The following is a 20,729-nucleotide window of genomic DNA, read 5'->3' on the forward strand; positions in this document are numbered from 1 at the left end:
ACTGGGGTAAATTGCAGCACCTGCCTCGGCAAGTGCGCCAGCAGATGCCCTAGAAAGGCTTCTGGCGAATGCCCTGAAAAGGCTTAGAGGGACAGCTGACGGTTGCGGGCGAGCCGCTCGATCGCCGCAAAATCAACCGGTTTTTGGAACAGTGCGGTGCCTTCGGGCAGACCACCGCGGTCCGCCACGTCACCCGGGCTTAAGGCCGTAACCGCCACCACCTGGAGCCCAGCGAAGCTGACGCCACCGGCGCGCAGGGAGCGCACCATTTCAAAACCATTCATGCCCGGCATGTTGAGGTCGGTGACCACCATGTCTGGCATCCACTGCCCGATACGAACCAGGCCCTGGAATCCATCACTCGCGGTACTGAGCTCCACCGGGAAGGACCAGCCCTCCACCACCATGGAGAAGAGCTGTCGCAGATCGGCATCGTCCTCCACCACCAACAGCCGCAAAGGGCGGTCGCCGGCAGCAGGCTGGCCGTGCACCACCGGAACCAGCATGTCCGAGCGCTCACGGGTCAGGCGCTCGACCGCACTGCGGGCAATACGACGGTGCCCACCGGCTGTGCGCCATGCCGGCAATACGCCCGACTCCACCCACAGCTGCACCGTACGCACCGCCACGCCCAGCACTTCGCCCACCTCGCGGGTGGTCATGAGTTCGCTGTTGCTGTCGATCTTGCGCATGGCGTTCAGTGCATTCCGGAGGGTTCTTGCAAGGGCAGCCACAAAGTGACTTCGGTGCCCACACCCTCTACGCTGTCCAACTCGGCATCGCCGCCTTGGAGCTGCATGATTTCTTTGACTAGGCTCAAACCTAAGCCGGTACCCGGAATATCCCCTAGCGGGTGGGCGCGGTAAAACCGCTCAAAGGCCCGTGCGGATTGCGCGGGCGTCATACCGATGCCTTGGTCCGTGACGCGCACGCCCACCTGCTGCTGCTCGCCCACGCGGCGCAGGCAGGAGTCCAACAGCACGCGGCCACCTTTGGGGGAATATTTCACGGCGTTGGAGAGCACATTGAGTAGCGCCTGCCGGGTCTTTTCAAGGTCGGCCTGCACCATGCAGCAACCGTGGGGGAGCTCGCACACCAGGGCATGCTGATCCGCCTTGTAATGCCAGCCGGCAAGGGTTCCGTCGACCAGCGCAGCCACACTGCAGGACGCGATCCGCAGGTCTTTACCCCGTCGGGCCTCGATGCGCGAAAGGTCGAGCAACTCATTGATCAGGTCGATCAACGAGCGGGATTGCCGGTGAATCGTGCCCAGCAGCTCCTGTTGTTTGTCAGGGTGAAGCTGCCGGACCAGCATCAATTCGGTGAAACCGAAAATGCTCGCCAAGGGTGTGCGCAACTCATGGGCGGCTGCCGAGAGAAACTCTGATTTCATCCGGTCAATATCGTGGGCCTCGGTCACGTCGCGCAGGTAGAGTCGGTGCCCGCTTACTACGCCGCTGCCTAGAGCTACACACCGGACCTGCAGCACCTTGCGGCCGCCGGCATGCCACTCCACGCGGCACTCGGCCACGCTGCCCGGCGAATGTGGCAGGTCCATGAACCATGCCGTCAAGCCGGCGCGCTCTGCCATGTCCGCCTGGTCCCACCACTGCGTGGCACGCGCGTTCAGTGGCTCGGGCTCTGTACTTGGGTGCCAGATGAAAACCGCCTCTTCCGAACCCTCTAGAGCGCTTTGCATCTCTTGCAGTTGGCGGCGCAAACTGTGGGCCTCGGCGTGCACCTCCGGCTGTGCGCACAACAGAGCGTCCGGGTCGATCCACATCGCACCCGACTCGGCGCCACATTGCAGATGGTAGTTTTTCATCATAAATGGCTGCTACCCAAGTAGATATTGCGCACCATGCTCTTATTTTTATAGCATCTAGCGACCATCCACGGCTGTGCGACCGAGCAGGTGCACCGTGAGTGCGTCCAGATAGCCGCACAACCGGTCCGCGCTCAAAGGTTTCTGGTAGCGCACCACCTGTTGCGGTAGCCGGGTGTCCCCCTCCATCTCCTGCGGAGACATGGCAGACAGCGCGATGATGTTGAGCCCCTTCAGGTCCGGCTCTTGGGCCAATGTCTGGATCAAGGTAAAGCCGTCCATCGGCTCCATCACCAGATCGGTGACCACAAGATCCGGAATCATGGCGCGCACATGGGTCAGAGCCTGGTTGGCTTCGTTGACGATGGTCAGTTGGACCGTATGCCCGATGCGTGCCAGCAGCGACTTGAAGAACGCGATTTGCACCGCGTCATCCTCGACAAGCAGGATCCGCAATGGCCGCGCACTGGTCACCCCGGCAAGGCCGACATTGCGCGCGTTGAGCAGTTGCTCCACGCTGCTGCGAAATATCCGGCGGTGCCCTCCAGGGGTGATCCAGGCATCCAACTCCCCGTTGATCACCATTTTTTGCACCGAGGTGGTGGAGAGCCCCAACAACTTCGCCGCCTGTTGGGTGGTTAAAACGTCGCGTTCAGCGTTCATATCAACTTTCTCCGGTTGCATTTTTCATGACCCACAGGCAATTCGCACAAATATCAGAAGGAATAAGAGTTAAATTTAACTAAATCATTATTACGCAAACAAGCATATAAAACAATTTAAATTTAATCAATTAATGAAAAACAAGCAAAATTAAACAGGAATCCACAAACGCTCAATCGCATCGGCCACAACGGCATAGTCTTGAGCCGCCCGGCTGTGCGCGGCATGCTGCCGCACCGGTTTGCCACGGCCGAACGCCTCGGCCACCCGGATATCCACCCGGATGCCGGGCAGCAGACGATTCCGCCCGAATTGCTGGCCCAAGTCCTCGCAGACCTCGCGGTGCAAGCCAATGCGCGCATCGAGCATCACCGGCACAAAACCCAGCACCTTCAAGTTGTCGTTCATGCCGCGGCTGGCGACCCGGAAGATCACACGCGCCAACTGCCGGACCCCCTCTCCCGACAAAAAATGGGGCACAAAGGGAACCAACACCCGGTCGGCAGCGCACAAGGCGTTGAGCAACAAGCCGTCCAGCGAAGGCGGTGTGTCCAGCACAATCATGTCGTAGTCCGCCAGCAAACCCTCGGCGGCCAGCGCCAAACCCAGCGCGTTCGAGGTATCCCCCGACCCCCCGTGGTTGAACAAAGGGTCTGCCGGGACCAGATCCAGGCCCGGCACCGCACAAGGGCGCAGCGCCTGCCGCAAGGTGTTGTGCCCCGCCAGAAACCCCTGAGCGGAAGCGGCACCCCGCACTTGCGGAACCCCGAGGCCTATCGCACAGTGGCTCTGGCTATCGAGGTCGATGAGCAAGACCCGGCGGCCGCGGGCGGCATATTCGCTGGCCAGGTTGACCGCCATCGAGGTCTTGCCGGTACCGCCTTTGCGGTTGGTGATCACGAGTACGCGGGCTTGTGGCATTTAGAAGAGCTCGATCTTGGGCAAACCGTCGTTACTGACCTGCGCTTCACCACCGGTGGCGGTTTTGTGGGCCAGGTGCTGGCTGGCCATCACATAGCGGGACACCTGTTGCTCCAGCTGCTGGGTGAGGGACACCATGCCCTCGCGGTCCCAAGGCTTGTCGTGCATCTGATCGGCCACGCTCTGCAAATGGCTGTTGAGCTCATGCATGGCGCCCTGTACTTGCTCGATACGCTGGCGGATCACATCGTGGAACTGGATCTGACCCAGCGCCTCCGAGAGCTTGTGCACGATCTCCATATGGCCGCTGCGCACACCCTCCACGATTTCCAGCAAACTCGCCGAGCCCTCCGCAAAGCGCGCTTGCATCGCGTTGATGTCGTCCAGCACCTTGCGCATGTTGCCGGCTGAGGAGTGCCGATCTGTATGGCTCTCCACGCTTTCCAGCTCTTGATCGATCCCGTCGGTGGCAGAGCTGATGCGGCGTGCAATGTCCACCGCAACCTCGGCAGTCCGGTTGGATAGCACCCGGATTTCGGCTGCCACCACCGCAAAACCACGGCCGCTTTCGCCGGCACGGGCGGCCTCGATGGCAGCGTTGATGGCCAGGAAGTTGGTTTGCCGAGCGACGTTGGAAATCACATCCACCAAAGGCGTCAAGGCCTTCACCTCTTGCAGGCGCTTGAGCCGTCCGAGGTTGGTTTCAATGTCGCGCTGCTGATCTTGAACGAACATTTCCAGAATCGCACCGAGTTGCTGGTCAACCTGAATCTTTTCGCGCACCACCTCTGACAGCTCGGCCCCATTGGCTTCAGACGCCTGTATGCGCTCCAGCTGTTGGCCCGAGACCTGGTACACCGAATCCACAATTTTGATGACGTTCATGACGCCTTCCTCGGTGTCACTCACCGAGCCATCGAGCTGCTGGGCCAGTACCTCCAGGTAGGGCGCCACGTGGCGCAACTCGGCAGCGGCCATGTCGGGCGGCATCCGGGCGTGGCCTCCGACGCCCCGGCTGGTACTGCGGGCGTGCTGCCATGCCCGTTGCACCACCAGGTTCAGGCCACCGGCCAAGGCAATGGCCAGCAGCGAAACGGCCAAGTACTCCCAAGGTTTGGAGCCACCCAAAACCGTTGCAGTGTGGGCAAGGCCCCAAGGGGCCAGCCAGTACATGGCCACACTGACACTGCCCCACACGAGGCCGGTCATCCACAGGCGGTGAAGCCAAGGTATATCAATAGCATGCGACATGGTGTCTCCTGCACGAGCAATCGGGCTCAGGCGCCGGGCACGACCTGCTTGACCACGCGGACCAGATCAGGGCCGGACACCGGCTTGACCAACCAGCCGGTGGCCCCCAGTTTCTTGCCTTCATCGCGCTTGCTGGCGTCGCTCTCGGTGGTGAGCGTCAGGATGGGGATGAAACGGTAGCCCGGCAGGATTTTGACTTGGCGGATCAGCTCCAAGCCACCCATGTTCGGCATGTTGATGTCAGTGATGATCAGGTCCGGCTTCAACCCGCCCTTCAGCTTGGTCAGCGCCTGCACACCGTCGGAGGCGGTCTGCACCACAAAACCGTTCATCTCCAGACTGCTTTTGACACTCATGGTCATTGTGAGCGAATCGTCCACGATCAAAATAGTTTTTGCCATCACTCTCTCCTTACGAACCGGCTGAAAACACGCTGCGCAAAGCACACTCCAGTGGCGCAGCGACAGGCCAAACGGCCACCTGCACACCGGCGGCCATCAGCACTTGAATATTGGCGGGGTGCATGTGTGTGCACGCAGAAAAATCGGCTTGCACCGGGCTGCGCTCTTGCAGCCAGGCCAGAAGCACTTCGGCGTCTTCCACACCGACGATCTCGGCAAACACCACCTCGGTGTCACGGTATTCGATAGTCATCAGAGCATCTCCTTGGTGTTGAGCACCATCAGGACGGAGCCATCCCCCATCAAGGCCGAGCCGGAGTACGCCCGCAACCCGCTCAGCACCCCGGAGAGCGGCTTGAGGATGATGTCGGCCGTCTCATGGAAGTCATCGACCACCAGCCCCAGCGACTCGTCGCCTACGCGGACAACCAGCACGGCATATTCGTCGCTGTCGTTCGTCACCGGCGGTGCGGCCAGGCCCAATACGGCGTTCAGGTCACGCAAGGGGACCACCCGCCCACGCAAGAGCGTTGCCTTGCGTTGCTTGATGGTGCGCACTGAAGCGCGCGGCACCCGCACAGTCTCCACGACCGCATCCATCGGAATACCGAACATCTGCTGGTTCGACTCGACGGTCATCACATTCGTCACGGCCATCGACAGCGGCAGCGACAGGCGGATGCGGGTGCCCTGCCCTTTGGTGCTCTCCAGCACGATATTGCCGTGCACTTGCTCGATGGCAGTGCGCACCACGTCCATGCCGACGCCGCGGCCTGACAAGTCCGAGATCACCTCGCTGGTCGAAAAGCCGGGAATGAACACCAGGTTGACTGCTTCCTGGTCGCTGATGCGGTCCATCGTGGCTTCGTCAATCAGCCCTTTTTGGTAGGCCTTGAGCTTGATGGCCTGGGCGTCGATGCCTTTGCCGTCGTCGGTGATTTCAATCACCACGCGGTCAGCCTCCTGGCGGGCGGCAATACGCAAGGTACCGGCCGCCGGCTTGCCTGCTGCGGTGCGCACCTCGGGCATTTCAAAGCCGTGGTCCAGGCTGTTACGCACGATATGGACCAAGGGGTCGCCCAAAGACTCGATGATATTTTTGTCAGCCGCTGTTTCCTGGCCCTCAAGCTCCAAATTCACTTGCTTGCCCAAGCGGCGCGAGATGTCCCGCACCAGGCGCGGAAAGCGCTGGAACACAAAAGACACCGGCATCATGCGGATCTGCATGATGGCGTCTTGCATTTCTTCCGAAATGCGGTTGATCGTGGCGTACTGTCCCTTGATTTCCCGGGCCAGCTCGCGCACACCGAACACGGTTTCTGCGCGATTGGCCAGGTAGGGCATGGCATTTTTAGCCACCACCATCTCGCCGATCAGATTCATCAGGCGATCGATCTTGACCTGGTCCACCTTGAGGCTCTTCGGGCTGGCCTCCTCGGGGCGACGCCCCACCCGCACATCCGCCTCTTGCAATTCGGGCTCTGCGGGCTCCGACTCCATCGCAGGTGCGACCACGGCAGCCACCACAGGCGCAGGAGCAGGAGCAGCCGGCACTGTTGCGCTGACTTTCACGGCGGGAGCGACCGTAGCAGTTGCTACCGCTACAGGGGCCACAGGAGCTGCAGGCACGTCGGCCACAGCGGCTTCTTCCGGAAAAGCTTGGTCCAGCCAAGCGGCCAAGGGGGCTGCGGTTTGTGTTGCCAGTGCAGTGGCAGCCAAGGCCTCCAGCGCCGGCACTTCGCTCTGCCGGCCAAAGGCTTTCAAGCAACCGCTGAGGGACGCCACGGCAGCCTTGATGCGTCCGGGCAGCCAAGCAGCATCGTCGGGCAGCGCCAACACCTCGCGCTGCACATCGATCACGTTTTTCAGCGCCATCGCATGCACATTGTTGTGAATCGGCGATTGCGCAGGCGCCGCGGGTTTGGCGGGTGCCACCGATGCGGCAGCTGGCTCGGTCCAGTCCGGGTTCTCGAAGGTGTTCACGGCCGAGACCAGGCGGCGCAACGCGGCGGTATCCGGCTGAGCGGCGGTCAACAAAAGCTGCATCCAGCGCAACGCCGAAGACAACCACAGGCTGCTGCTCGACAGCTGGATCATGGTGTCCACCGCGCGCTTGAAGCCTGTCAGGTCCTGGTGGTCGATCAGCGCGAGCGCGTCTTCCACAAAATCTTCGTACACCGGCCCGCCGTTGGAGTCGCCTTGCGGTATCAGCAAACACAGCGCAGGCACCTCCACGATGTGCACCTGGTCCGGCACATAGCGATAGTGCGCCTCGACTTCGCCACGATCAGCGGCTACCAGCACATCAAAATCGAGCATGCACCGGTAGGCATCCAACTCCGCCAATGCGGGCCACGCAGCCCGGGCCGACATGCCGGTCCACAGCCAGCCGGGGGTTTGGTTGGCCTGGTGCAGCGGGTCATCGCCTTGATAAAAGCACTCTTCGGACGGCACGTAGCGCACCCACAACAGGGGCGCACCATCCCGCGCTTGGGCCCACGCCTGCATCCGGACGACCTCAGGCACCCGGGCCAATTGCTCGGCCAGGGGGAAGGTGGGCGCCACGCTGCCGCTTTGCACAGCGCCCGCCTCGCTCACTGCCTGCGCGGATGTTTCTGCATCCGGGCTGATGAGTGCGCGCAGGGCTTTGGCTTGGCGCACGGCCTCGGCGGCCATGTCGGCAGAGACCGGCTTGTCGGCTTCAATGCCATCACACAACAAGCCTACAAAGTCCATCGCGTCCAGCAGGCGGTCTGCCAGCGTTTGCGAGTAGCGCACCTCTCCGTGGCGCACCGCGTCCATCAGGTCTTCGCCGGCATGGAGCACCCGGCTCATCTCCGGAAAGTCAAACAAGCCGCTGTTGCCCTTGAGGGTGTGCACCACCCGGAAGAGCTGGGTCATCAACTCTTCGTCGTCGGGTGCCCGCTCCAGCTCCATGAGCTTGCCGCCGATGCCTTCCAACGCATCGCGCGCTTCGGACAAAAACTGTGCAAGCAACTCATTCATAGCGCATCCCCTTGCAGCAAGGCCACGTGTGCCACCAACTGATCAGGCCGTGTGGGCTTAACCAGGTACAGGTTGGCGCCCGCTGCGTAGGCCCGGCGCCGGTCGGCAGAGGCGGACTCGGTCGACACCATGATGGCGGGCACCTGGGGCATGTCCTGGCGGCGAAGTTCGCGCAAAAAGCCGTAGCCGTCCAGCTTGGGCATATTGACGTCGACCAGGTACAGGTCAAACGCGGTTTGCATGGCTTTTTCAAGGGCCTCAATTCCGTTGATCGCCTCTTGCACTTCGTAGCCGGCACTCTCCAGGATATTGCGGTGGTACATGCGCACTGTAGCGGCATCATCAATTACCAGTATTTTTTTCATGGGGTTTACTCCGTTGGCTTCTGGTAAACAATCGCTTCGGGGAACTTGCGCACCTTGTAGAGCGAAGAAATCCGGCTCATGGATTCGGAATGTCCAAGGCAGATAAATCCCCCCGGCTTAAGGGCGTCGTAAAAGGTTTCCGCAGCCGCCTTGCGGGACACATCGTCAAAATAAATCAGCAGGTTGCGGCAGAACACCACATTAAAATTGCGGTAGGCACGCGTGTCCGCCCGGTCCGACAAGTTGACTCGGGTGTACTCCACGGCGCCACGCAAGTCGTCGCAAATCTGAAAGTCTTCCCCCACCTGCCGGAAGTACTTTTGCCGGTATGCCGTGGGCAGCTGCCCCACCGAACGGGGCGAATACAAACCACGGCGGGCCTGCTCGAGGATCCGGGTGTCGATATCCGACGCTACGATTTCGACATCAAAATTATGGATGCCGGCCCAGCGCTCCAGCAGGTAGATCGCGATCGAATAGGGCTCCTCACCGCTGGAGGAAGGCAATACCCAGATCCGCAGCGGACCATCGTCTTTCTTGCGCGACACCAAGTCCGGCAACAAGGAGTTCACCAGGCACTTGAACTGGTACTCCTCGCGGAAAAAGTAGGTCTCGTTTACCGTCATGGAGTTGGTGAGCGTCTGCAGCTCGACCCCACTGGCCTGAAAGCGCAGCATGGTGAAGTAGCTGCGAAAGGTGGCGTTGCCGGTGTCCGCCATTCGCTCCAGAAGCCGCTTGTCCACAAAGTAACGCTTGGACATGTCGAACTGGATGCCGGTTTTGCGATAGAAGAACTCCCGGAATTTCTGGAAGTCGTCTTCGGAGATAGAGGCGTCTGCCATACGGTGCTCAGTTCTCTTGAATGCGTTTGATCGCGAGATCAGCGGCATATTGGATGTAGGGCTCATCAGCGAACCGGACTTTGAGGCGCAACAGCGATTCGAGTGAGGCTGCGCCACCGACCTCACCAAGCAAATCCACCGCGGTGCCGCAAACGTTGACATGGTCGTCCACATCGATCACCTGCAGCAGCCAGTTCTCCACCAAGGGGTGGCGCAGGGACTCCAAGATGTTCACCGCGAAGATACGCACATCACTGTCTTCATCCATTAACAGGCCCAGCATGATGGGTGCCACTGCATCGGGCAGTTGCTTCATGGCTTCGATGGCTTCGTTCCGCAAGCCCGCGTCCTCGGAGCGCAAGCACGCCACCAGGCCGTTGACAGCGGTGCCGTCGCCAATGCGGGTGATGCTTGTCAGCATGACCTCACGCACCGAGGCATCAGGCTCGACTTGCAATGCCTCCACCAGGGCCTCCGAGCAGTCGGGGCAATCCACCAGGTCCCGCGCAGCCCAGCGGCGCACTTCGGGTTCAGCGGCGAGCAATTGCTTGCACAAGCTGGGGCAGTCACGCGCGGAGGTCCGGGTGTCCCCGCGGACGCCCTCCGCTGGAGTTTGTTTGATCAGTCCCATCGTGTGTACCTCAGGTGCGTGCAACCCAGGTTTTGACCTGTGCTGCAATTTTGTTTAAAGGGAGAACCAGGCTTGCGCCTTTACGCTGAACCAGTTCTTTGGGCATGCCGTACACCACGGCGGTTTCTTCTGACTCGGCAATCGTGCTGCCACCGCGCCGTTTGATTTCTGCGAACCCCTCGGCACCGTCGTAGCCCATACCGGTGAGCATCACTGCGATGATCTTGGAAGGCGCCACATGCTCAAGCGCACTGCGCGCCAGCAACTCCACCGACGGATGCCACATGTGCTCAGGCGACTCCGGTTTGGGTGCCACGGTCAGGGTGTTGCCACGTTTGCTGAGCACCATGTCTGCACCACCCTTGCCGATGTAAATCTTGCCTACCTCCACCGGCATGGGGCGATCGGCTTCCAGCACCTCCAGGGGGCACATGGCGTTCAGTCGGCCCGCGAAGGGGGCGGTAAAACTGGCCGGCATGTGCTGCGCCACCAGCACCGGCAGAGGAAAGTCTTCCGAAAAGAAAGGCAACACCTCTTCCAGTGAGCGGGGGCCACCGGTAGAGACACCCACCAGCACTACACCGTCTTGCTTGCTGGCCGCCAACTGGCTCGCGCGCTCAGCCACTGCCTGCCGGTCGGTTGCCATGCGCTCGCGCAGCGAGCCGCGCTCTGCGCCCGAGGTCGCTTTGCTCCGCAGTTTGGAGCGGGCTGCCGCCCGCACCTTGGCCAGCATGTCCTTGCGGATGTCGTCCAGCGTGAGCGAAATCGTGCCACCGGGCTTGGCCACATAGTCCACCGCCCCGAGGTTGAGGGCCTCAAAGGTGGCCAGTGCGCCTTTCTCGGTGAGAGACGAGACCATGATCACCGGCACCGGCCGCTGGGCCATCATCAAGGAGAGGGCGGTAATACCGTCCATCTCAGGCATGTTGATGTCCAAGGTCACGACGTCAGGCTCAAAGCTCAGGTTTTGTTCCACCGCATCCTGGCCGTTGCGGGCCTGGCGGATGTCGAAGTCACCTTCGTTTTGAAACAACTGCGTCAATTGGCGCCGCATCAGTGCGGAGTCGTCAACGATGAGCAGTTTGATCATGGCTGTATCTCTCTCTTTCTTCAGGCGCTGATCGCCGCAACCTGGTTCAAATCGGCGTCGGCGAGCAAGTGGGAGGGTTCCAGCAGCTGGAGCATGCGTTTCTGCTTCTCGAGGTTGGCCATGCGGGCCAACAGGCTGCTTTGCGCATCAGACATGCGGGGTGCCGGCTCGATCGCGTGCAGCGGCACCTTGAGGACTTCGGCCACCGAATCCACAATGAAGCCGGTGCGCACGTTTTGGATCATGAAGACCACAATGCGTTGGCCATCATTGCGGGCTACCCCGTTCAGCCCCAGCCGCCGGCGCAAATCCATCACCGGCAAGACCTGTCCACGCAAGTTAATGACCCCCTCCACCGCAGCAGGTGCTTTGGGCACATGTGTCAGCTCTGCAGGCACGCGCACGATTTCCTGCACGCTGTCGATGGGCACACCGAACTCTTCGGTACCGAGGCGGAAGACCACGACCTGCTCGTCGTCGGGGCCCGTGTTCTGGTGCCGATCTGTCAGGCGCTGGCCCTCGGCATCGAGGTTGGCCAGGGCGTCCTTAATGGCAGAGTGGCGAAACAGGTTGTCGGTGGAGATGATGGACACCAAGCGCTTGCCGCCGTCGATGCTGCAGATTTCGGTGATATCGGCCATGTCGCCTTCGCGGGCCAACAAGGGCGGCATCGGCTCCACCAGCTTTTGCGGGACCCGTAGCACCTCGTTCACGTTGTCTACCACCACACCGACCGAGGCGCCCTGCACCGACACCACCACGATGCGGCTGGACTCATCCGACGCGCGACGGTCCAGTGCAAACATGCTGCGCAAGGAGACCAGCGGTAGCAGGCGGTTGCGCAAGGTCATCACCCCTAACACATGGCTCTGAGAGCGCGGCACTTTGATGATGGTCTCTGGGATCTGCACAATTTCTTGCACATCCGAGATCGCAATCGCGTACTCCTGAGCAGCCACATCAAAGCTTACGAGGTGCAACTCGTCTTCGCTGACCAGATGCTGCGCAGTAGCCGTGGTGCCAGAGCCCATGCTGCTGATGCCAGCGGCTTGCTGGTCGCGCTGCATGCGGGCGATGTGGGCAAACTCCTGGTCGATCAGTTTCTGAAAGTTCAGAACCATCACCATCGCGTGGCCACCCACGTCTTTGATGATGCCTGACAGCAGGTCGGCATCGACGGTGCATCCGACGCCGTCCAGGCCTTCCATTTTGCTGGGGTCTACCCCCACCACGCTGGATACCCGGTCCACCACAAAGCCCAGGGGCTCGCCGTAATTGATGACCACAGCCCGCGAGGAGTCGTCGGACACTCGCTCTGCAAATCCCAGCGCGCGGCGCAGGGACACGATCGGCAACACATGGCCCCGCAGGTTGGCCAAGCCCTCCAGGGTGTGAGGTGCCATAGGTACCCGCACAACCTCAGGCACACGGATGATTTCTTGCACCGGCGCCATTTCCACCGCGAAGACCTCGTCCCCCGCCATGAAAGTGACGTACTGCCGGATCCCGGAGGCGTTATCGCCTTCGTCCGGCACAGCCGCACCGGACGGCTGCATGGAACTGTTGGGAGTGCTCATAACGCGTTACTCCGGTTCAAGCGCTTTGGAGTTCGTCAGCGAGTGAAGAAATCTCTTCGATAGCAGCCGCCAGTTCTTCGGCGCCTTGGGCTTGTTGCTTGGCCGCCGAGGCCGCCTCTTCCGAGGCTTTGGCCGCTTCTTGCGCAGCACCGGCAATTTGCTCCACACCCCGCTTCACCTGTGCGACTGCTGCTCCGATTTCTGTAGCAGCGGCCAGAATCTCACCGACGTTGTCGCCCACCTCGGCAATATCGGTTTCGATGGTGAGCAAATTGACGGTGGTGGCCTTGGCCTTTTCAACCTCGTTAACCGCAGTCGACACGATTTCTTCGAGGTCACGGCCTACAACGCCGATCTGGTCCTGCACCGCCTTGACCAGGTCTTTGATGCGGTCTGCGTTCTCCGCAGAGTCTTGGGCGAGGTTGCGAATATCCGTGGCAACCACCACAAAGCCTTTGCCGAATTCACCGGCGCGGGCCGCTTCGATCGAGCCGTTCACAGCCAACATATTGGTTTGGATCGACACCGTGGTGATCGCATCCACAATCTTGTCGATACGGCGGGACACGAGTTCCAACTCTTTCACCTGGCGAATGCTTTGGCGGCTGGAGTCTGCACTGGCCAACACATTGGCAATCAAGGCGTCCACCGAAGTCTTGTTGGTGGCAAGCAGTTCACGAATCGCTTTCACTTTGGCCGTTCCGGCGGTGCCGCGCTCCACTGCCAACTGGGCGCTCTTTTCGATCTGGGTCACAGCAGCAGAGGCCTCTTCGGTTCCGGCGGATTGAACCTCGGCACCTTTGCGGATCTGGTCGATGGCGGCCATGATCTGGGAGCCCGAGCGGCTGATTTCCTGCACCGCGGACGACAACTCTTCGGCGGCAGAGGCCACTTCCTCGGCGCTCTTGGCAACATCGGTCGAGTTCTTCAGGTCCTCGGCCAATTCCGACAGACCTTGCGCGGTTTGCTCGCATTGCGACAAGGCCTGCGCCTGCTCGGCCACGGTTTTGGCGGCTTCTTCTGCAGCAGCGGACTGCTCTTCGGCGGCTGCTGCAATATCTTCAGAACCCTTGAGCGCCTGCACAGTGGCAGTCGCAGACTGCTGGGCACCGGTGGCAATCTCACCGATGGCGCCCACGATTTCCACTGTGTCTTTGCGGATCTGTTCCAGCTGGCTGGTGATCACTTTGCCGTTTTGAACTTCCTCTTCTACCGCTTTGGCCGATTTGCCAATGCCTTCGGCGATCACCTTGACCTCGCCCTGAATCTGACCCACGAGATCCTGAATTTGTTTGGCGCTCTTCTCCGAGGTTTCGGCCAAGGTGCGGACTTCGTCCGCCACCACTGCAAAGCCTTTGCCGTGCTGCCCGGCGCGGGCGGCTTCAATCGCAGCATTGAGTGCCAGCAGATTGGTCTGGTCTGCAATCCGGGCAACCGCTTTGACGATGTCCCCGATATTGGCGGCCTGCTTTTCCAGCTCTGCCACCATACCGACCGATGCCGCTTGCCGCTGTGCCGACACACCCACATTGGCCACCAGGCTGGTCACTTCAGTGCCTGTGCGGGCAATCAGTGCTTGCGACGACTCCACCCGTGCCGCACTGGCCTTAGCGTTGTGCAACTGGCGGGTCACTGCACCTTCCACCTGCTTGAATGCGGCCAGCGACTCTTGGGCTGCGCCTGTTGCCTCTTCGGCACCGGTGGCGATCTGGTCGGATGCGCGCTTGAGCTCTTCGGCAGCCGAGGCCGCTTCGGTGATGCCGGACGACATCTGAGTAGTGGCCGCTGCAATGCGCTCTGCCGCTTGCTGTTGCTTAGCCAAGGTGCGGGCGCGCTTGCGTTGGGCCTCAGCCTCACGGGTGACAGCGGCGGATGCGCGAACGGAATTGGTGTCTGCAGCGACGCCATGAGGTGCGCTAACGGCTTTTTTAACGAGTGCCATGGGAGTGAGTCCTTTCGGGGGAGAGTTGCAGGCAGCTGGGCGCAGGGTTGACGAGAACGAAAGGGCAGCGCCGGGGCCCGGCCATATTCCATTGCGCTGCTAGGGAAAACATGCGAGAACCTGTGAGTTAGCGGTGGACCACGCCGGCGGACGCAGACTCTGGCTGGGCCGCCTCGTCAATCAGGCGGGTGACCAGCTCAATCAGCTCCACAGGCTGAAAGGGCTTCACAAGATAAGCCTTGGCGCCGCTAGCCAGACCGGCTGAAATATCGTCCTCCGAATCCGCAGCTGACAACATGACTACCGGCACGTTGCGAAGCTGGGGGTCTGCGCGCATGACTTCGCAAGCCGTCAGCCCGGAAACACCGGGCATCCGGACATCCATCAGCACGAGGTCGGGCTTGTGTTCACGCGCCATTTCGAGGCCCTGCTCACCGCCATTGGCCTCCAGCACCAGAAAGCCCATATATTCGAGCGTCATGCGAATCAGCCGGCGAATGCCGTCGCCGTCCTCAACTGTCAAAATTGTTTTTTTCATGTTTTTTTGCACCTGAAAATCTTTGTGGTGAATTTACCGAAAATTCCACTTTTAGTGTTGATTTTGATTTAAATTTTTTCTCAAACTTTTCTATCACTTCCTTCTCGCGATAGTTTTCATGTTTATTTTTTCGAAGATCGTGGCGTGGATCACCCAGCCCTTGTTTTGGGTTCTGCTGGTGTTGATCAGTGCGTGGGTGCTCGCCAGGCGAAGCCCGGCGCTGGCGCGACCGGCCCTGGGCTGGAGCGCGGTGCTAGTGACATTGATCGGCTGGATGCCATTGCCGGAGCTCTTGATCCGGACGCTGGAAGCGCCTTATGCCGAGATCACCCCGGAAACCGACATCTCCGGGTATGCCGGCATCGTGGTCTTGGGCGGTGGCACGGCCCGGGGGCACCTGCAGGCCGACTACCGCCACCCGTTGACCAATGACGCAGGCGAACGCCTGTCTGTCTCTGCAGCGCTGGCGCTCAAAAATCCGGGAATGACGGTGATCTACACCGGAGGCGAAGGCGACCCTAACGGGGGTGGACCCAGCGAGGCTGAACGGGCACTCAGGTTCTATGACAGCCTGGGGGTCCCGGACGGGCAAGTGCGTTACGAGTCGGTCTCGCGGAACACGTATGAGAACGCGGTGCTGACGGCCGAGCTACCGGGCATCAACCCGCAAAACCGCTGGCTGCTGCTGACCTCTGCCTGGCACATGCAACGGGCCAAGGCCACCTTTGAGAAAGCGGGGTGGAATGTGACAGCCTACCCGGTCGATTTCCGCGCCGAGATTAGCCCGCGGTGGACACGCTACTCGATGCAAGCCGGAGTGTCCGACTGGCAAATGGTGCTCAATGAATACGTGGGCTGGGTGGCCTACCGGCTCACCGGGCGGCTCTGAGCGCCCGGGATATCCAGCTTAGGCCTGGGGCTCTTTGAACGCGCGCACCTGGTCGATGCGCCGGCCTTCGAGGGTCTGGACTTCAAACACCCACTCGCCCACGGTAATGCGGGCACCAGGCTGGGGGAGTTGACCCGTCACCGCCATGAGCAACCCTGCCAGCGTGTTGTAGCGGCCACGCTCTTCATCGGGGAGCTCGTCCTCAATGTCCAGGCGGGCTTTGAGCTCGCCCACCGGCATGAGCCCATCCAACAACCACTGGCCATTCTCTTGCAGCGTAGCCCAGGCCTCTTCCTTGGCGTCTGGTTGCAGTTCACCGGTGATGGCCTCGAGCAGATCGTGCGGGGTCATCAGGCCCTGCACCACGCCATACTCATCCACCACAAACACCATCCGGGCCGAGCGCACCCGGAATTGCTCGATCAGCTCCATGCCAGTGAGCGTCTCAGGCACAAACACCGCCTGCTCGGCCAATGAGTCCACGGTGCCGGTGTAGGAGTCGCCCATGGCCAGCAAGCGGGACACGCTGACCAAGCCCACCACATTGTCCAAAGAGCCGCGGCACACCGGATACCAGGAGTGACCGTTACCTTCGCGGGTATCACCCGCCAAGGCCAGCGCCTGGGGAACGCTCAAACCGGCCTCTATCCACGCAATATCGACCCGCGGCAGCATCATGCTGGTGAGCGGCCGGTCGTCCAGGTGGAACACATTGCGCACCATCTGGTGCTCGTGCTCCTCGATGATGCCGGCATCCACCCCTTCTTCAAGGCTGGCGGATATTTCTTCTTCGGTCACCGCGCGGTTGTCGGTGGCGTTCAGGCGCAGCAGGCGCAAGGTGGCGTGGGTCGCGTAAGACAGCAGTTTCACAAAAGGTTTGGCCCCCGTAGCCACCCAGGTCATGGGAATCGCCAGAGCCCGTGCCACGGTTTCGGGATAGAGCTGCCCGATGCGCTTGGGCACCAACTCGCCGAACAGAATCGTGATGAACGTAATGCCGGTCACCACCAGCGCAGTGGCCGAAATCTCGGCTACCCGGGTAGAGAGAGAGAACTGGGTTTCCAACCAATGCGCCACGCCGTCGCTGAAGGCCGCTTCACCCACAATGCCATTGAGCATGCCGATCGAGGTAATACCCACCTGCACCACAGACAAAAACTGGGTCGGGTTGTCCAACAAGGCCAAGGCCGCCTTGGCCCCTTTGTCTCCAGCCTCCACCATGGTTTGCAAACGGACTTTGCGGCTGGCTGTGAGCGCCAGTTCCGACATGGCGAATACGCCGTTGAGCAAGGTGAGAACCAGAATGAGTAAGAAATCCATGGATGCAAGCGAGAATCGAGACCATGGCAATGTACCTTATCGGGGATGTTCAGGGCTGCGACACCGCTCTGGAACGGCTCACCCAAGCCATCGACTTTTCTCCCAGCCGCGACACGCTCTATCTTTTGGGCGACCTGGTGAACCGTGGCCCCGAATCTGCGGCGGTACTGCGCCGCTTGATGGGCTACGGCAACTCAGCCCGCTGTTTGCTGGGCAACCACGACCTACATTTGCTCGCGGTGAGTTATGGGGTCCGCAAACCCGGCAAACGCGATACCCTCGCCCCCTTGCTGGAGGCCGACGATGCCCCCGGGCTCTTGTACTGGCTACGGCACCAAAAACTGGTCCTGTACGAAAACGTCGGCGATTCAGGCCTATTAATGGTCCATGCCGGCGTATTACCTGCGTGGACAGCTATCAAAACAATAGCATTAGCCCGAGAGGTAGAAGCCGCCCTTCAGGCACCGGATGCGCACCTTTTCTTCCAGCAGATGTATGGCAATGGCCCGGACGCTTGGAGCGACGCCCTCACCGGTGCCGACCGGTTGCGGGTGATCGTGAATGCGCTGACCCGGCTTCGTTACTGCACGCCGGAAGGCGTCATGGAATTCAAACACTCAGGCGGCCTGGAGGCAACACCTGCAGGCTATGTGCCCTGGTTTAATGCCCCCGACCGCCAGACCACCGGTGAGATCATGGCGTTTGGCCACTGGTCCACACTGGGCTGGCTCCACCGGCCGGATGTATGGGCCCTGGACAGTGGTTGCGTGTGGGGCGGGTGCTTGAGCGCGTTGCGAGTTGCTGCTGCACCCGCAGGCGGTCTTGCGACCGAGCTGATTCAGGTGAAATGCCCCCAGTCCCAGGAACCCGGGGACTGAGAGCCACCCGAACGGTCAGGCCGACTTGAACAGTGCCGCGACCTTGCGCTTGGGCTTGATATTGGCAGAGATGCCACGGCTGGCCGGCTTGGCCGCCGACTCCCACGATGGGGAAGGTGCTTCAGCCGCAGGTGCGCTGGGCTCGTAGGGCTTGTCAAAGAACGGATCACGGGGTGCAGGAGCCGGACGACCGTATTCGCGGGGGGCGCGGGTGCGGTAGGCGTCATCGCGCTCATTACTATGGCTGCGACCACGGCCCTCACCGCGACTGTCTCCACGACCTTCGCTACGCGGGCCCCGGGCGTGCTCGCCGTTTTCGGCATACATACGGCGGCCGTCATTGATGCGACCCTGGCTGCGGATGTCCGGACGGTCTTCGTCGAACTCCACGGCCTCGAGCTCGATCTTGGTCTTGATCAGCTTCTCGATGTCAGCCACCAGGCGCGCATCGTTGCCGCCACCGACAAAGCTCACCGCCAGACCGGAAGCGCCGGCGCGGCCCGTACGGCCGATGCGGTGCACATAGTCTTCTGCGTTGAACGGAATGTCCATGTTGAACACGGCGGGCACGTCCTTGATGTCCAAACCGCGGGCAGCCACATCGGTACAGACCAGCAAGTCCACTTCGCCTTTTTTGAAGGCTTCCAGCGCTTTCAGGCGCTCGTCCTGGGTCTTGTCGCCGTGCAAGGCCGCAGCGCGCAGGCCATCGCGCTCCAGGGCGCGGGTCAGGCGGGCGCAACCGAGCTTGCTGTTCACAAACACAAAGGCTTGCTTGATTTGTTTGCTGCGCACGATCTGCAACAAAGCATGGCGCTTGTCGTCGCCCGGTAGAAGTGCTGCTCCACGGTGGAAGCCGTCGCATTGGAGCGGGCCACTTCAATCGTGATCGGGTTTTGCAGGTAGCTGTTCGCCAGGCGTTTGATTTCGGGCGAGAAGGTCGCCGAAAACAGCAAGGTGGTACGGGTCTTGGGCAGGTAGCTCAGGATGCGCTGCAGGTCCGGCAGGAAGCCGATGTCCAGCATGCGGTCAGCTTCGTCCAGTACCACGTACTCGACTTGATTCAACACCGCGTTCTTGGCTTCAATGTGATCCAGCAAACGGCCGGGCGTCGCCACCAACACTTCGACACCGGCTTTGAGTTCCAGGGTCTGGGGCTTCATGTCCATGCCACCAAACACCACGGCGCTGCGCAGGTTGGTGTACTTGGCGTACAGCTTGACCTGCTGAGCCACTTGGTCAGCCAGCTCGCGGGTTGGCAACAGCACCAACGCCCGAACGGGGTGGCGGGCGGGGGAAGTGGAAGCGTTTTCGTGCTTCATCAGGCGCTGCAGCAAAGGCAGTGCGAATGCAGCGGTTTTGCCGGTGCCTGTCTGGGCGGCGCCCATGACGTCTTTCCCGGTCAGCACGACGGGGATGGCCTGCGCCTGAATCGGCGTCATGGTGGTGTAGCCCATTTCCGCTACGGCGCGGGCAAGCGGGTTGGCCAGCTGCAGCTGGGCAAAAGCCATGGTGGGCGTGTCCGCGGTGAGCTCGTTGGAGGTCACGGGAGTGGGAGTCAATTCAGTAATCAAATCGGTAAGGCATAGCCATAAAGAGTGCTATCCATCCGATAGCGGGTCGCCCAAAGGAAGTCAGGGCAAACCCCGATTATCCCCTAGTCCTAAATGGAGCGGTTAGAAAACGTGTCACAGCCCTTGACGCTGCCGGTTTTCAGGCCCTTGTCGAACCAGCGCTGGCGCTGTGCGCTGCTGCCATGGGTAAAGCTTTCCGGCACCACCGCGCGCCCGGAACCGCGTTGCAAAGCGTCGTCACCGATTTTGGCGGCGGCATTCATGGCTTCGGCCACATCGCCGTCCTCCAGCAACTGGCGGGCGTTGTTGGCATGGTGCGCCCAGACGCCGGCAAAGCAGTCAGCCTGCAGCTCCAGGCGCACACTCAGGGCATTTCCTTCGGCCTCGCTGACGCGGCTGCGTGCCTCTTGTACCTTGGCGCTGATACCCAACAGGTTTTGCACGTGGTGGCCGACCTCGTGGGCAATCACATAAGCCTGCGCAAAGTCGCCCGGCGCGCCCAGTTGTTTTTGCAGGGTCTCGTAAAAACCGAGGTCGATATAGACCTTTTGGTCGGCCGGGCAATAGAAGGGTCCCATGGCGCCCTGACCTTGGCCGCACGCGGTCGGAGTAGCGCCGCGGAACAGCACCAGCTTGGGGTTACGGTAGGTGCCGCCCCCTTTAGCGAAGACCTCGCCCCATACATCTTCAGTATCCGCCAACACGGTGGACACAAACTTAGCCATCTTGTCATCGGCCGGCGGGCGTTGAGCAGGTGCTTGCTGCACCTGCGCCGTGGGCGCCCCACCACCGCTCAAGGCACTCAGAATCGTCAAAGGATTGATCCCCAGCACCCATCCGCCCAGCAAGGCAATCACGATGGTGCCTACCCCCAAGCGCCCGCTCAGCAGCGCGCCCAAGGGCCCGAGCCCTCCGCCACCGCCGCCCCTGAAGCTGCCCCCACCGCCACTGCGGCGGTCTTCCACGTTGTCGGACTCGCGGTTGCCTTCCCATTTCATAGCTGTGTCTTTCGCCCGCCC

Annotated in this window: 19 protein-coding genes and 1 pseudogene; 2 read left to right on the forward strand and 18 right to left on the reverse strand. The window is 61.2% G+C overall.

Annotated features, from left to right (window positions below):
* Positions 1 to 83 precede the first annotated feature (83 nt).
* The 15 genes from RAE19_RS04685 to RAE19_RS04755 all read right to left on the reverse strand — a co-directional run bounded on the left by RAE19_RS04685 (position 84) and on the right by RAE19_RS04755 (position 15,052).
* On the reverse strand, positions 84 to 734 hold the full coding sequence (locus tag RAE19_RS04685) for a response regulator (RefSeq protein ID WP_313873819.1): 651 nt from the start codon (positions 732 to 734) through the stop codon (positions 84 to 86).
* On the reverse strand, positions 698 to 1,825 hold the full coding sequence (locus RAE19_RS04690; protein WP_313873820.1) for a sensor histidine kinase: 1,128 nt from the start codon (positions 1,823 to 1,825) through the stop codon (positions 698 to 700). The genes RAE19_RS04685 and RAE19_RS04690 overlap by 37 nt, the downstream gene beginning before the upstream one ends.
* A 57-nt stretch (positions 1,826 to 1,882) precedes the next feature.
* A complete protein-coding gene (locus RAE19_RS04695; protein ID WP_313873821.1) occupies positions 1,883 to 2,488 on the reverse strand; it encodes a response regulator in 606 nt (201 codons plus the stop codon).
* 150 nt (positions 2,489 to 2,638) lie between these two features.
* Positions 2,639 to 3,409, reverse strand: coding sequence for a ParA family protein (locus tag RAE19_RS04700; RefSeq protein WP_313873822.1), 771 nt, complete (start codon positions 3,407 to 3,409; stop codon positions 2,639 to 2,641).
* Complete coding sequence (locus RAE19_RS04705) at positions 3,410 to 4,660, reverse strand: methyl-accepting chemotaxis protein (protein ID WP_313873823.1); 1,251 nt, start codon at positions 4,658 to 4,660, stop codon at positions 3,410 to 3,412.
* A gap of 26 nt (positions 4,661 to 4,686) precedes the next feature.
* On the reverse strand, positions 4,687 to 5,061 hold the full coding sequence (locus RAE19_RS04710; protein ID WP_313873824.1) for a response regulator: 375 nt from the start codon (positions 5,059 to 5,061) through the stop codon (positions 4,687 to 4,689).
* Between the two features lie 10 nt (positions 5,062 to 5,071).
* A complete protein-coding gene (locus tag RAE19_RS04715) occupies positions 5,072 to 5,314 on the reverse strand; it encodes a hypothetical protein (RefSeq protein ID WP_313873825.1) in 243 nt (80 codons plus the stop codon).
* Positions 5,314 to 8,067, reverse strand: a complete 2,754-nt coding sequence (locus RAE19_RS04720; RefSeq protein WP_313873826.1) for a chemotaxis protein CheA — start codon at positions 8,065 to 8,067, stop codon at positions 5,314 to 5,316. Before RAE19_RS04720 ends, RAE19_RS04715 begins: the two co-directional genes overlap by 1 nt.
* Positions 8,064 to 8,432, reverse strand: a complete 369-nt coding sequence (locus RAE19_RS04725) for a response regulator (protein WP_313873827.1) — start codon at positions 8,430 to 8,432, stop codon at positions 8,064 to 8,066. The genes RAE19_RS04720 and RAE19_RS04725 overlap by 4 nt, the downstream gene beginning before the upstream one ends.
* Before the next feature lie 5 nt (positions 8,433 to 8,437).
* A complete protein-coding gene (locus RAE19_RS04730; RefSeq protein WP_313873828.1) occupies positions 8,438 to 9,274 on the reverse strand; it encodes a CheR family methyltransferase in 837 nt (278 codons plus the stop codon).
* Positions 9,275 to 9,281: 7 nt separating this feature from the next.
* Positions 9,282 to 9,905: a HEAT repeat domain-containing protein gene (locus RAE19_RS04735; protein WP_313873829.1), complete on the reverse strand. Its 624-nt coding sequence runs from the start codon at positions 9,903 to 9,905 to the stop codon at positions 9,282 to 9,284.
* Between the two features lie 10 nt (positions 9,906 to 9,915).
* The gene (gene cheB / locus RAE19_RS04740) at positions 9,916 to 10,995 is read right to left on the reverse strand and encodes a chemotaxis-specific protein-glutamate methyltransferase CheB (protein ID WP_313873830.1); all 1,080 of its coding nucleotides are present in this window, start codon (positions 10,993 to 10,995) and stop codon (positions 9,916 to 9,918) included.
* A 20-nt stretch (positions 10,996 to 11,015) separates the two neighbouring features.
* Entirely contained in the window at positions 11,016 to 12,572 is a 1,557-nt protein-coding gene (locus RAE19_RS04745) for a chemotaxis protein CheW (RefSeq protein ID WP_313873831.1), read from the reverse strand.
* Positions 12,573 to 12,588: 16 nt separating this feature from the next.
* Positions 12,589 to 14,514: a methyl-accepting chemotaxis protein gene (locus tag RAE19_RS04750; RefSeq protein WP_313873832.1), complete on the reverse strand. Its 1,926-nt coding sequence runs from the start codon at positions 14,512 to 14,514 to the stop codon at positions 12,589 to 12,591.
* Positions 14,515 to 14,641: 127 nt separating this feature from the next.
* Positions 14,642 to 15,052 (reverse strand): response regulator transcription factor, encoded by a 411-nt coding sequence (locus RAE19_RS04755; RefSeq protein ID WP_313873833.1) that lies wholly within the window; start codon positions 15,050 to 15,052, stop codon positions 14,642 to 14,644.
* A gap of 118 nt (positions 15,053 to 15,170) precedes the next feature.
* Between RAE19_RS04755 and RAE19_RS04760 the strand changes: the two genes are divergently transcribed.
* On the forward strand, positions 15,171 to 15,941 hold the full coding sequence (locus RAE19_RS04760) for a YdcF family protein (protein WP_313873834.1): 771 nt from the start codon (positions 15,171 to 15,173) through the stop codon (positions 15,939 to 15,941).
* Between the two features lie 18 nt (positions 15,942 to 15,959).
* On the opposite strand, the gene RAE19_RS04765 is transcribed toward RAE19_RS04760, so the two are convergent.
* Positions 15,960 to 17,261 carry a hemolysin family protein gene (locus RAE19_RS04765; protein ID WP_313873835.1) on the reverse strand — a complete coding sequence of 434 codons (1,302 nt, stop codon included), beginning with the start codon at positions 17,259 to 17,261 and terminating at the stop codon, positions 15,960 to 15,962.
* Between the two features lie 23 nt (positions 17,262 to 17,284).
* On the opposite strand from RAE19_RS04765, the gene RAE19_RS04770 reads away from it, so the two are divergent.
* Entirely contained in the window at positions 17,285 to 18,139 is an 855-nt protein-coding gene (locus RAE19_RS04770) for a symmetrical bis(5'-nucleosyl)-tetraphosphatase (protein ID WP_313873836.1), read from the forward strand.
* 15 nt (positions 18,140 to 18,154) lie between these two features.
* Here RAE19_RS04770 and RAE19_RS04775 read toward each other — a convergent pair.
* Both RAE19_RS04775 and ypfJ read right to left on the reverse strand, forming a co-directional pair.
* A pseudogene (locus RAE19_RS04775) lies at positions 18,155 to 19,647 on the reverse strand (DEAD/DEAH box helicase).
* A 152-nt stretch (positions 19,648 to 19,799) separates the two neighbouring features.
* Positions 19,800 to 20,708, reverse strand: a complete 909-nt coding sequence (ypfJ, locus tag RAE19_RS04780) for a KPN_02809 family neutral zinc metallopeptidase (protein WP_313873837.1) — start codon at positions 20,706 to 20,708, stop codon at positions 19,800 to 19,802.
* Positions 20,709 to 20,729: the final 21 nt, after the last annotated feature.

The organism is Rhodoferax potami (assembly GCF_032193805.1).
Taxonomy (GTDB): Bacteria; Pseudomonadota; Gammaproteobacteria; order Burkholderiales; family Burkholderiaceae_C; genus Allorhodoferax; species Allorhodoferax potami_A.

What these genes read in the sequence shown, in the direction of transcription:
- RAE19_RS04690 (WP_313873820.1), bottom strand. Translation starts at nt 1,825, where the DNA reads ATGAAAAACTACCATCTGCAATGTGGCGCCGAGTCGGGTGCGATGTGG.
- RAE19_RS04695 (WP_313873821.1), bottom strand. Translation starts at nt 2,488, where the DNA reads ATGAACGCTGAACGCGACGTTTTAACCACCCAACAGGCGGCGAAGTTG.
- RAE19_RS04700 (WP_313873822.1), bottom strand. Translation starts at nt 3,409, where the DNA reads ATGCCACAAGCCCGCGTACTCGTGATCACCAACCGCAAAGGCGGTACC.
- RAE19_RS04705 (WP_313873823.1), bottom strand. Translation starts at nt 4,660, where the DNA reads ATGTCGCATGCTATTGATATACCTTGGCTTCACCGCCTGTGGATGACC.
- RAE19_RS04710 (WP_313873824.1), bottom strand. Translation starts at nt 5,061, where the DNA reads ATGGCAAAAACTATTTTGATCGTGGACGATTCGCTCACAATGACCATG.
- RAE19_RS04715 (WP_313873825.1), bottom strand. Translation starts at nt 5,314, where the DNA reads ATGACTATCGAATACCGTGACACCGAGGTGGTGTTTGCCGAGATCGTC.
- RAE19_RS04720 (WP_313873826.1), bottom strand. Translation starts at nt 8,067, where the DNA reads ATGAATGAGTTGCTTGCACAGTTTTTGTCCGAAGCGCGCGATGCGTTG.
- RAE19_RS04725 (WP_313873827.1), bottom strand. Translation starts at nt 8,432, where the DNA reads ATGAAAAAAATACTGGTAATTGATGATGCCGCTACAGTGCGCATGTAC.
- RAE19_RS04730 (WP_313873828.1), bottom strand. Translation starts at nt 9,274, where the DNA reads ATGGCAGACGCCTCTATCTCCGAAGACGACTTCCAGAAATTCCGGGAG.
- RAE19_RS04735 (WP_313873829.1), bottom strand. Translation starts at nt 9,905, where the DNA reads ATGGGACTGATCAAACAAACTCCAGCGGAGGGCGTCCGCGGGGACACC.
- cheB (WP_313873830.1), bottom strand. Translation starts at nt 10,995, where the DNA reads ATGATCAAACTGCTCATCGTTGACGACTCCGCACTGATGCGGCGCCAA.
- RAE19_RS04745 (WP_313873831.1), bottom strand. Translation starts at nt 12,572, where the DNA reads ATGAGCACTCCCAACAGTTCCATGCAGCCGTCCGGTGCGGCTGTGCCG.
- RAE19_RS04750 (WP_313873832.1), bottom strand. Translation starts at nt 14,514, where the DNA reads ATGGCACTCGTTAAAAAAGCCGTTAGCGCACCTCATGGCGTCGCTGCA.
- RAE19_RS04755 (WP_313873833.1), bottom strand. Translation starts at nt 15,052, where the DNA reads ATGAAAAAAACAATTTTGACAGTTGAGGACGGCGACGGCATTCGCCGG.
- RAE19_RS04760 (WP_313873834.1), top strand. Translation starts at nt 15,171, where the DNA reads ATGTTTATTTTTTCGAAGATCGTGGCGTGGATCACCCAGCCCTTGTTT.
- RAE19_RS04765 (WP_313873835.1), bottom strand. Translation starts at nt 17,261, where the DNA reads ATGGATTTCTTACTCATTCTGGTTCTCACCTTGCTCAACGGCGTATTC.
- RAE19_RS04770 (WP_313873836.1), top strand. Translation starts at nt 17,285, where the DNA reads ATGGCAATGTACCTTATCGGGGATGTTCAGGGCTGCGACACCGCTCTG.
- ypfJ (WP_313873837.1), bottom strand. Translation starts at nt 20,708, where the DNA reads ATGAAATGGGAAGGCAACCGCGAGTCCGACAACGTGGAAGACCGCCGC.